Source organism: Rhodococcus sp. NPDC057014, assembly GCF_042673295.1.
GTDB lineage: Bacteria > Actinomycetota > Actinomycetes > Mycobacteriales > Mycobacteriaceae > Rhodococcus_F.
This window is the reverse complement of the sequence record NZ_JBHUSF010000320.1, coordinates 1-10431: the sequence shown is the minus strand read 5'-3', so window position 1 is coordinate 10431 and position 10431 is coordinate 1. Positions and strand designations below refer to the sequence as shown.

Sequence of the window (10431 nt, the reverse complement as noted above, 5' to 3'; positions counted from 1 at the left end):
GTCTGGGGCTGTACCCACCCCGGAGGGCTTCTGTTCTCCAGGCCCGACTCGAGATGTCCTCGGTCGACCGGTGGCCTGCTCGCGGTGTCAGCGGTTGCTACGGGCGATGAGTTCCTCGGAGACCTGCTCGAGTGTCTTTCCGCTGGTTTCCGGCAGGTATTTGCGGACGAAGACCATGCAGGCGATACCGAAGAGACCGTAGAGCCAGAACATTCCGGTGGCGGTGATCGAGTTGAGCAGGGTCAACACCGTTCCGGCGACGACGAAGTTCATGATCCAGTGGGTGAGGCTGCCCAGTGCCATGCCCTTGCTGCGCAGTCGTGAGGGCCAGATTTCGGCGATCACCAACCAGAACAGGGCGAGACTGACCGAGAACGTACCGATGTAGGCGAGCAGACCGCAGATCAAGATCACGGTACGAATCGGGTTGCCCTCCGGGACGAGGAACGCACCGCCGATGGCGAACAGGCTGGCCGTGACCCCGAGCGTTCCCCAGACCAGGAACGGGCGGCGCCCGATCCGGTCGACCAGGACCAGGGCCAGCGCGGTGGTGATGACCATGACGATGCCGACGCCGACAGTGGCGAGGATCGCGGCCGAGTCCGCGAGGCCGGCGTAGGAGAGGATGCTCGGCGCGTAGTAGATGACGGCGTTGATGCCGACGACCTGGCTGAAGAACGGAAGACCGATCCCGAGAATCATCGCCGGCCGAATCGCGGGCGCAAGGAACTCACGCCACTTCACGTCACCGTGAGACTGTGCCTCGGAATGGATGGCGGTCAGTTCCTCGTCGGCCTCCGTCTCGGTCCCGCAGGTGCGCGAGAGCACCGCTTCCGCATCCGATTCGCGGCCTTCGCCGACGAGCCACCGCGGGCTCTCCGGAAGGAAGAGCATGCCGACGAAGAGCGCGACCGCGGGCAGGGCAGCGGACCCGAGCATCAAGCGCCAGTTGCCCGATTCGGACAGGTTGTAGCTGACGATGTACGAGCACAGGATCCCGACGGTGATCATGAGTTCCTGCGTCAATACCAGGATGCCGCGCACACGCGCCGGTGCGAGTTCGGCGATGTAGACCGGCACCACGGTGGATGCGGCACCGACAGCGACACCGAGGATGACACGCGCCGCGACCAGTTCGATCACCCCGGTGGCCACGGCGGCCACGGTGGCTCCCGCGGCGAAGAGCGCGGCCATCACCAGCACCGTCTTCCTCCGGCCCAGACGATCCGCCGCCGGCCCGCCGGCGTAGGCGCCGAAGGCGGCGCCGACGAGAAGGGAGCTGACGATGAGCTGCTGCGCGCCCTCCGACAGTGACAGGTCGTCCCGCAGGGATAGCAGCGCCCCCGAGATGATGCCGGTGTCGAAGCCGAACAGGAACCCGCCCAGCGCGGACACGCAGGCGGCCACGATGACCAACGGGCGAATCTTGCTCGGCGTCGGCCGCAACTCTCCGTGCAGGTCCTCTGAAGCTGTCGCTGTCATATATTTCTTCCCTTGCGTTAGTGCCGTGGTCACTGGATGCGCGCCGTATGAACCATTCGGGGCGATCGGAGCCAGGTCGTGGTGTGAGACCGGACGGCAATTTCTGTACCGCTGATCAAGCCCCCGACGAGGCGACGCCCTCTTCTCGAGCGGCTGGGTGAGACAATCCTGCGATCTGTGGCCGCAGTGCGGATGCCGTGGTCGAGCACACCCCGGCGGGCTGATGTGAGTTGGACAACCAGCCGCGCCGCACGCCAGCTAACCTAAAACACCTCGCAATGTCAATCGATTGCAAAGATGTTGCATCCGCTCGCCGCGGATACGGCTGTACACCACACGGGCCAACCTGGCCGCTGGCAACGAAACCCGAGGAGTCGCCGGGTCTGCGCCTGTCTCCTGATGCCGACCCGGCGACCGCAACGTGGCGTTTCGGGTTCAGGCGCCGGCAGGCTCCGCGGCGGCGAGGGGCACGCGCGAACTGGTCGAGCCGCGGATGATCAGCTCGGGCTGGAGCTGGACCGTTGACGGTGGCTCGGCCTCCCCGCTGAGCAGCCCCAGAACAAGTGCGGCGGTGCGGCGACCGAGCGCGTGGCTGGGCAAACGGACCGTGGACAGCGCGGGCTCGAGGTGCTCGGTGAGCGGTGCATCGTTGTATCCCACGATCGATACATCTCGCGGGCAGGAGAGCCCCACGTCGGCGAGTGCTTCGAGGGCGCCGACCGCCATCGAGTCGTTGTGCGCGAAGATCGCGGTGGGACGGTTGCGTGTGCGAGCCAGTAGTTGCTCGGCCAGACGCTTCCCTTCCGCGGTGGTGGGTTCGTCGGCGACCACGTCGATCGAGACGTCTTCGCACCCGCGCTCGGCGACAATCTGCTGAAATCCCTCGGCACGGCCCGAGAACGAGGACACATCCAAGGGGCCCCGCAGCTGGGCGAGCTGGCGATGCCCGCAGTCGACCAGGTGACTGGTGGCCAGACGGGCGCCCAGGACGTCGTCGTGCGTGACGATGTGATGGCCCGCCCCGTTGACCCTGCGCACGCCGAGAACGACCGGGACGAGCTTCTCGAGTTCGGTGACGAACGGCTCATCACCGAGATGAGCTGCGCTGATCACGATCGCATCGACCCGCAGGGCCAGCAGTTGCTCGCACGTACTCTGCAAGACATCGGAGTTCTCGTGCGTCTCGGCCACCACGGTCATGAAGCCGCGCGGGCCGAGTTCCTGCTCGATTCCCCGCAGGATCGGCGGCAGGAACGGGTTGCCGACGTCGCCAACCACGACACCGATCAACCCGCTCGACCCTTTCCGCAGGCCCCGCGCCATCGCGTTGACCTTGTACCCCAGCTCCGTGGCGGCAGTCAGCACACGCTGCTTGGTTACCTCGTTGACCAGGTGCGATCGGGCAGGGTCCAACGCCCTCGACGCTGTACCCACGTGAACGTTGGCCGCCCGCGCAACGTCCTTGAGCGTTGCCTCTGCCATGTGACCCCCTTCAGGTTCGGATTGGTCTCTGGCGGCGCCGTGCCGCCGACCAGGTCGGAGCCAGACTCGGCCTGGTTGACACGCCCGGCGATGCGTGTCACTCTACCGACTTGCAATGGTTTGCATAAGTGTTTCACGCCACATAGAGTGAATCACATCCCACTCTTCGCCTCGCTGTGAGCAGGCGCTTCTCTACCGTAAGGGGTTTCCCGTGAAAGCTCTCGTCTTCTCCGCACCGGGCGCCGCCAGCGTCGCCGACATCGACACCCCCACGATCGGCCCGGACGAGGTTCTCGTCCGCATGAAGGCCGTCGGCATCTGCCACTCCGACTACGGCCTGCTCGAGGGTGAATACATCCTCCCGTTCTCCTACCCGGTCATCCCCGGACACGAGTGGACCGGCGAGGTCGCCGAGGTCGGCTCCGCGGTCAAGGGCTTCAAGCCCGGTGATCGCGTGGTCGGCGAGTGCGCGGTCACCGACGACGAACACTTCGGTTTCACCATCGACGGTGCGATCGCCGAGTACTTCAAGGCCTCCGCCACCTGGCTGCACAAGGTTCCCGACAGCCTCAACGACACGATGGGCGCCCTGGTCGAACCCTTCACCATCGCGTACGCGGCGACCGCCAACATGGATGCCAGCGACACCGTGGTGATCATGGGCGCCGGCCCGATCGGCCTCTGCGCCGTGGCCTCGGCCGCCGCCAAGGGGGCCCGCGTCATCGTGTCCGAGCCGGACCCCGCCCGTCAGGCGCTCGCGAGCAAGCTCGGCGCCGAGGTCGCGGTGAACCCGCTCGAGGTCGACATCGCCGAGAGCATCGCCGAGCTGACCAAGGGCCGCGGCGCCGACATCGTCATCGAGGCGTCGGGTAACGCCCGCGCGATGGCGTCGACGTTCGACCTGGCCACGTTCGGCGGGCGAATCGTCAACGTCGGCATCAACGTCGGCGCCCGCGCCGAGGCCCCGCTCGGCCGGATCGTCGAGAAGGCGCTCAAGGTCCAGGGCAATGTCGGTTCGTTCGGCATCTGGCCGGCTGCACTGCGGTTCCTCGACCGCACGGGCATCGACCTGTCGGTGATCGTCTCGCAGCAGTTCACCCTCGAGCAGTCGCTGGAGGCGTTCCAGGCGGCCGAGCGCCGCGACGAGAACATCAAGATCCACATCACGAACGCATGAGCACCGACGGACAGAGCGGGGCGGGCGCGACTCCCGAACTGATCGCGACCTGCTGGACCAGCGCCGGCGACATCGCCCCGCTGCAGGCCCCGGAATTGAGCCCGTTCGCCATCGAAGACCGCGTCGCCGCGGTCGCCCGCACCGGATGGGCGGGGATCGGACTGTCCCAGGACGACCTGGCGCAGATCCGTTCCGGCATCGGTTTCCCGGCCCTGCGTCAGCTCATCGCCGATGCGGGGTTGCGGTACACCGAGGTCGAACTGCTCAATCACTGGTGGATCCCGAAGGGCGAGCCCAGCGATTCATACGCGATTCGGGAGCTGTTGTTCGAGGCTGCCGAGCAGCTCGGTGCGACCCACCTCAAGATCGCCACCGCGTTCGGCGATCCGGTGGAATCGATCGACGAGCTGGTCGCACCACTGTGGCAGCTCGCCGAGCAAGCCGCTGAGCGGGGCATTCGGTTGGCGCTCGAACCGTTGCCCTTCTCGATGATCTCGTCGATTCCGATGGGCGCCGACCTGGTGCGCGCGGTCAACCATCCGGCCTGCGGCCTGATCGTCGACACCTGGCACGTCTTCCGCGCCGGAACCTCGCTCGACGAACTGCGCGAGGCGCTCGATTCGAAGATTGTGTTCGCCGTGGAGATCGACGATGCCGACGAGCACGTCGAAGGCACCCTCTTCGAGGACACCATCAACACCCGGCGTCTCTGCGGCACGGGCACTTTCGATCTCGCCGGCTTCATCGCCACCATGGAGGACATCGGATACTCCGGCCCGTACGGGGTGGAGATCATCTCCCGGGAGCACCGGGCGCTGCCGCTCGACGACGCACTCGAACAGGCCCACCGCACCGCGGTTGACTGCTTCGCCGTCGCAGCGCGGCGATAGTGCGGCCACTACGAGCCTGAAGCGGAAAACCACTACGCCCCGACCCGTTTCAGGCTCGTAGTCGCATCCTGATCGCGTTCGAAACACTTATCACCTCGACCTTGACATACCTGTGAGCCACGCCATACGCTGGACAGCAATCGATTGCAAACAGCAAACGATTGCACTGCACCTGGCCGGCTTCTCACCAGCCCTCTCCCCGGAAGTAATCGGATCGGATAGAACATGACTGAACAGCGCCCCTTCGCCGACGTCCCCACCCAGCTCTTCATCGGGGGACAATGGCGTGACGCGAGCGATGCGAGCACGTTCGACGTCCTCGACCCCGCCACCGGCGAAACCCTGGCCACCGTGGCCAGCGCCTCCGAGGACGACGCCCGCGCCGCCGTCGACGCCGCCACCGACGCCGGAGCCGACTGGGCGGCCACCGCCCCCCGCGTGCGCGCCGAGATCCTCCAACGCGCCTACGAGCTGATGACCTCGCGCAGCGACGAGATCGCCGAGCTGATCGTCCGCGAGAACGGCAAGGCCTGGGCCGATGCCGCCGGTGAGGTCAAGTACGCCGCCGAGTTCTTCCGGTGGTACGCCGAAGAGGCGGTGCGGGTCTCGGGACACCTGCAGACCTCACCGCAGGGCGACAAGCGGATCCTGACCCTGCAGCAGCCGATCGGCACATCGGTCCTGGTGACACCGTGGAACTTCCCCGCCGCCATGGCCACCCGCAAGATCGCGCCCGCGCTCGCCGCAGGCTGCCCGGTGGTCCTCAAGCCGGCCTCGGACACTCCGCTGACCGCGCTGGCGGTCGCGCACCTTCTGGCCGAGGCGGGCGTGCCCGCAGGCGTGGTCAATGTCGTCCCCGCCCGGCGGTCGGGCATCGTGGTCAAGGCGATGCTGTCCCACCCCGCGACCCGCAAGCTCTCGTTCACCGGATCGACGGAGGTCGGCCGTGCGCTGCTGCGTGATGCTGCCGATCAAATCCTCAGTGTCTCCATGGAACTCGGTGGCAATGCCCCGTTCCTGATCTTCGACGACGCCGACGTCGATGCCGCCGTGGAGGCTGCCACGGTGGCCAAGATGCGCAACGGTGGCCAGTCCTGCATTGCTGCGAACCGGTTCTACGTCCAGTCGGGCATCTATGACGAGTTCGCCGCCCGATTCGCCAAGGCGCTGGCCGACATGCCGATGGGCCGCGGGCTCGATCGATCGATGGAGGTCGGCGCCATGATCAACACCGCAGCGGTCGACGACGTGACGAAACTGGTCGCCGAGAGCGTCGAAGCGGGAGCCACCGTGGCCACAGGAGGCGAACCGTCCGCCGGCGCCGGGGCCTTCTTCCCGCCGACGGTCGTCACCGGCATCGAGCGGGGAAATCCCATCCTCGATCACGAAATCTTCGGTCCCGTCGCCCCGCTGGTGGCCTTCGACACCGAAGAGGAGGCACTCGAGTTGGCCAATGCGACGCAGCTCGGGCTCGCGTCCTACGTCTTCACCGCCGACCTCGCACGAGCACTGCGGGTATCCGAAGCTCTCGAAGCGGGCATGGTCGGCGTCAATCGTGGATTCATCTCCGACCCCGCGGCGCCCTTCGGCGGCGTCAAGCACAGCGGCCTCGGCCGTGAAGGCGGAAGCGAGGGGATCCACGAATTCATGGAAACCAAATACATCGCAGTGGAATGGTGAGGTAAGAGAACATGCGCGCAGCTGTGTTCCATGGACGTGGAGACGTCCGAGTCGAAGAAGTGCCCGAGGTCAAACTGGCCGCCGACGAACTGTTGCTGAAGGTTGCCGTGGTCGGCATCTGTGGCACGGACGCCCACGAGTACGCGTCGGGGCCACACATGTTCCCCATCAACGAACCCCACCCGGTCTCCGGGCATGTCGGACCGATGATTCCCGGCCACGAGCTGGCGGGCGTCGTCGTCGACAAGGGCGAAGCGGTGCAGGGATTCCCCGAGGGATCACTGGTGGTCTCCGGCGCCGGGATTTCGTGCGGTGAGTGCCACTGGTGCAAGCGGTCGATGACCAACCTGTGCGCGCAGTACTCCACCCTCGGATTGCACCAGAACGGTGCTCTCGCCCAGTACGTCGCCGTTCCGGCCAGCACCTGTGTCGACGCCACCTCGCTGGGGATCAGCGCCGACACCGCGGCCCTCGGCCAGCCGATGTCGATCGCGGTGCACGCGATGCGGCGCGGCCGCCTCGCCGAGGACGAGGTCGCGGTCATCCTCGGTGCGGGCGGCATCGGTGCGTTCCTCACCTACGCGGCGGCTCAGCACTGCAAGACCGTCGTGGTCTCCGATCTCGACGAGGAACGACTCGACATCGCCTCGAAGCTCGGCGCCACGCACGTGGTGAAGGTCGGCGGCGACCGCAGCGTCGCGGATGTCCTCGACGAGCACGGTCTCATTCCGTCCGTGATCTACGAAGTCTCCGGCAGCGCACCCGGTTTCGCCGAAGCGCTCTCGCTCGCGCCGCGCGGTACCCGGGTGGTCATGGTGGGACTGCAGAACGGTGACGCACAGATCGACGCCCGTGGCCTGTCGCTGCGGGAGGTCGAGCTGATCGGAACCAACGCACACGTTGCGTCCAAGGACCTGCCCGAGGCGTTGCGGCTGCTCGCCTCCCGGCCGGGAGGCTGGACCGACATCGCGCCGCTGGCGCTCTCGCTCGACGACCTGGTCGAGGAAGGGCTGCGGCCGCTCGCCGAACGCCGCAGTACCCGCATCAAGACCCTGATCGATCCATGGACGACCGCTACCAGGAAGACGACGAACTGATGACCGAGACACCCACCGTGGCCTTCCTCGGCCTCGGCCGCATGGGCCTGCCGATGGCCGCCAACGTCGCCGACGCCGGATTCCCGGTCGTCGTGTACAACCGCACCCGCAGCGTCGCCGAGGAATTCGCGCAGCGCGACGGGGTCACCGCCAGCGTCGCGGACAGCCCTCGTGCCGCCGCCGAAGCCGCCGACGTCGTCGTCACCATGCTCGCCGACGAGCCCGCCCTGCGCGCCGTCTACGAGGGCGACAACGGTCTGATCGCAGGCTGGTCTGACGGCAAGATCGCCCTGGACATGGGTACGACCGGACCGGCCGGGACCGCCTGGTTGGCCGATGTGATCGGTCGGGCCGGGGGGGACGTCGTCGACGCCCCTGTCTCCGGCAGCACCAACGCCGCCCAGACCCGCACGCTGACGCTGATGGCGGGCGGCTCCGATCAGGCCCTCAAGACAGTTCGGCCTGTTCTCGAGGCAATGGGCAGCAACATCTACCACCTCGGAGCCACCGGCACCGGCTCGGCCATGAAACTCGCCGTCAACAACGTGATCTACGCACTCGGCCAGGCGGTCTCCGAGTCCTTGATCCTTGCCGAGCGTGCCGGTATCGAACGCGAACTGGCGTACGACGTGTTCTGCAACAGCGCCATCGCGGCACCGATGGTCAAGTACCGCCAGCGCAACTATGTCGAGCCCGATGATTCGCCGGTCACCTTCGCGCTGCGTCTGGCGGCCAAGGACCTGCGGCTGATCACCGGTCTCGCCGCCGAGGTCGGTGCCCCGATGCCGCAGGCGGCGCTGAACCTGCAGGAAACCGACGAGGCGATCGCGGCCGGGTTCGGCGAGGAGGACATGGCAGCCGTCGCCGTCTACCTGCGGAACGCAGCGGCAGCCAACGGGCAGCAGGAGGCACGCGCATGACCGGCGAATTCGAGGGCCTCGGCGGAATTGTCACCGGTGCCGGCAGCGGGATCGGTAAGGCGACCGCCCTGCACCTGGCGTCCCTCGGCGCCAATGTTCTCGCCGTCGACATCAGCCAGAGCGCGGTGGACGAACTCGCCGCCGGGGCGGCCTCGCTGGCGGGCACGATCACCCCGATGCAGGCCGACGTCACCGACCCCGAGCAGGTCCGCACCTATGCGGAGAAGGCCGATGCCCTCTATGAGCGGCTGTGGTTCTTCCACAACAATGCCGGGGTGGAAGGGGTCCATCAGTCGATCATCGACACCGATCCCGCCGAATGGCGAGCGGTGATGGACGTGAACCTGCATTCGTTCTTCTACGGCCTCAAGTACGTGCTGCCGGGTCTGGTGCGGCGCGGCGGCGGCTCCGTCGTGCTGACCGGATCGCTGCTGTCGCACAAGGCGGCACCCAACCGGGCCGATTACACCGTCAGCAAGCACGCCGTGCTCGGTCTGACGCGCTCGGCGGCGTCCGAGGTGGCCAAGGACAAGGTGCGGGTGAACTGCGTCTGCCCCGGCCCGATCGAAACCCCGCTGATGGCCCGATCCGAGCAGCTGACCAACCACGACGATCCCGGAGAAGAGCGCCGCCGATTCGAACAGGGCACCCCCTTGGGGCGGTACGGCACCCCGGAGGAGATCGCCCGGTCGATCGCCTTCCTGCTCTCCCCCGAGGTCCCCTACCTCACCGGTGCCTCCCTATCGGTCGACGGCGGACTTCAGGCGATCTGAAAACGAAGGCGGAACACCACCCTCTCCCGCCCGGAACTGAGTAAGGAATACTCATGACTGAATTCAGAAGTGTTGCAGGTAAGACGGCGATCGTGACCGGTTCCTCGCGGGGCATCGGCGAAGGCATCGCGGACACCCTCGCCGCGGAAGGCGTACATGTCGTCCTCGCCGACATCCGCCCCGAGGTCAAGGAGACCGCCGCAAAGCTGGCCGCCGCGCACCCCGATGTCCAGGTACACGGGCAGATCGTCGATGTCTCGGACGAGTCGGCTGTCGAACAGCTCGTCGGCTTCGCGGTCGCGACCTTCGGGCGGCTGGACATCATGGCCAACAATGCGGGCATCCACGTCACCCCGGCCAACGTCTGGGACACCGACATGGCCGATGTGGACCGAGTGATGGCCGTGAACTTCAAGGGCATCTTCCATGGTTGCAAGCACGCGGCACGGCAGATGATCAAGCAGAAGTCCGGGTCGATCGTCAACACCGGATCGTTCTTCGGCAAGGTCGGCCACCCCGGATCCGCCGCCTACGGAGCGACCAAGAACGCCGTTCACACGCTGACCATGTCCCTGTCGCAGGAGATCGCGCCCTACGGCGTGAACGTCAACGCCCTGTGTCCAGGACTGGCGGCCACCGAAATGCACTGGGCCTTCGTTGAAGCCGATGCGAAAGAGCGTGGGATCACCTTCGAGGAGATGAAGGAGATCGAACTCAAGGAAATCCCCCTCGGTCGCTACGGCTACGGTTCGGACCTGGCCGGCGCGATCATGTGGCTCGCGTCGAAGTCCGGGTCGTATGTCACCGGACAGAGCATCAACATCAATGGTGGCCTCGACTTCAGCTGACACCCCACCGGTACGCCGGTGACAAGCTGTCGCCGTTGGCGGGTGCCTCCCCAGCGGCGACGTGGCGCTCCCCTCCGTGAGG

The 10431-nt window shown here is 66.7% G+C and carries 9 protein-coding genes; 7 read left to right on the top strand and 2 right to left on the bottom strand.

Annotated features, from left to right (window positions below; translation table 11 throughout):
• Positions 1-87: 87 nt before the first annotated feature.
• Positions 88-1482 (bottom strand): sugar porter family MFS transporter, encoded by a 1395-nt coding sequence (locus ACFTZB_RS37565; RefSeq protein ID WP_378439761.1) that lies wholly within the window; start codon positions 1480-1482, stop codon positions 88-90.
• Between the two features lie 435 nt (positions 1483-1917).
• Entirely contained in the window at positions 1918-2964 is a 1047-nt protein-coding gene (locus tag ACFTZB_RS37560; protein ID WP_378439759.1) for a LacI family DNA-binding transcriptional regulator, read from the bottom strand.
• A 211-nt stretch (positions 2965-3175) separates the two neighbouring features.
• On the opposite strand from ACFTZB_RS37560, the gene ACFTZB_RS37555 reads away from it, so the two are divergent.
• The 7 genes from ACFTZB_RS37555 (at position 3176) to ACFTZB_RS37525 (ending at position 10349) form a co-directional block, all read left to right on the top strand.
• Positions 3176-4141: a zinc-binding dehydrogenase gene (locus tag ACFTZB_RS37555; protein ID WP_378439757.1), complete on the top strand. Its 966-nt coding sequence runs from the start codon at positions 3176-3178 to the stop codon at positions 4139-4141.
• Positions 4138-5031 carry a sugar phosphate isomerase/epimerase family protein gene (locus tag ACFTZB_RS37550; protein WP_378439755.1) on the top strand — a complete coding sequence of 298 codons (894 nt, stop codon included), beginning with the start codon at positions 4138-4140 and terminating at the stop codon, positions 5029-5031. Before ACFTZB_RS37555 ends, ACFTZB_RS37550 begins: the two co-directional genes overlap by 4 nt.
• Before the next feature lie 225 nt (positions 5032-5256).
• On the top strand, positions 5257-6711 hold the full coding sequence (locus ACFTZB_RS37545; RefSeq protein ID WP_378439753.1) for an NAD-dependent succinate-semialdehyde dehydrogenase: 1455 nt from the start codon (positions 5257-5259) through the stop codon (positions 6709-6711).
• Between the two features lie 11 nt (positions 6712-6722).
• A complete protein-coding gene (locus ACFTZB_RS37540) occupies positions 6723-7808 on the top strand; it encodes an alcohol dehydrogenase catalytic domain-containing protein (protein ID WP_378439751.1) in 1086 nt (361 codons plus the stop codon).
• Entirely contained in the window at positions 7775-8728 is a 954-nt protein-coding gene (locus ACFTZB_RS37535; protein WP_378439749.1) for an NAD(P)-dependent oxidoreductase, read from the top strand. The genes ACFTZB_RS37540 and ACFTZB_RS37535 overlap by 34 nt, the downstream gene beginning before the upstream one ends.
• Positions 8725-9501 carry an SDR family NAD(P)-dependent oxidoreductase gene (locus ACFTZB_RS37530; RefSeq protein ID WP_378439747.1) on the top strand — a complete coding sequence of 259 codons (777 nt, stop codon included), beginning with the start codon at positions 8725-8727 and terminating at the stop codon, positions 9499-9501. The genes ACFTZB_RS37535 and ACFTZB_RS37530 overlap by 4 nt, the downstream gene beginning before the upstream one ends.
• 53 nt (positions 9502-9554) lie before the next feature.
• Complete coding sequence (locus ACFTZB_RS37525; RefSeq protein WP_378439744.1) at positions 9555-10349, top strand: SDR family NAD(P)-dependent oxidoreductase; 795 nt, start codon at positions 9555-9557, stop codon at positions 10347-10349.
• The last annotated feature ends 82 nt before the right edge of the window (positions 10350-10431 follow it).

Excerpts from the sequence above, each read along its gene's own strand:
- ACFTZB_RS37560 (WP_378439759.1), bottom strand. The coding sequence starts at position 2,964 with ATGGCAGAGGCAACGCTCAAGGACGTTGCGCGGGCGGCCAACGTTCAC.
- ACFTZB_RS37550 (WP_378439755.1), top strand. The coding sequence starts at position 4,138 with ATGAGCACCGACGGACAGAGCGGGGCGGGCGCGACTCCCGAACTGATC.
- ACFTZB_RS37565 (WP_378439761.1), bottom strand. The coding sequence starts at position 1,482 with ATGACAGCGACAGCTTCAGAGGACCTGCACGGAGAGTTGCGGCCGACG.
- ACFTZB_RS37525 (WP_378439744.1), top strand. The coding sequence starts at position 9,555 with ATGACTGAATTCAGAAGTGTTGCAGGTAAGACGGCGATCGTGACCGGT.
- ACFTZB_RS37545 (WP_378439753.1), top strand. The coding sequence starts at position 5,257 with ATGACTGAACAGCGCCCCTTCGCCGACGTCCCCACCCAGCTCTTCATC.
- ACFTZB_RS37530 (WP_378439747.1), top strand. The coding sequence starts at position 8,725 with ATGACCGGCGAATTCGAGGGCCTCGGCGGAATTGTCACCGGTGCCGGC.
- ACFTZB_RS37535 (WP_378439749.1), top strand. The coding sequence starts at position 7,775 with ATGGACGACCGCTACCAGGAAGACGACGAACTGATGACCGAGACACCC.
- ACFTZB_RS37540 (WP_378439751.1), top strand. The coding sequence starts at position 6,723 with ATGCGCGCAGCTGTGTTCCATGGACGTGGAGACGTCCGAGTCGAAGAA.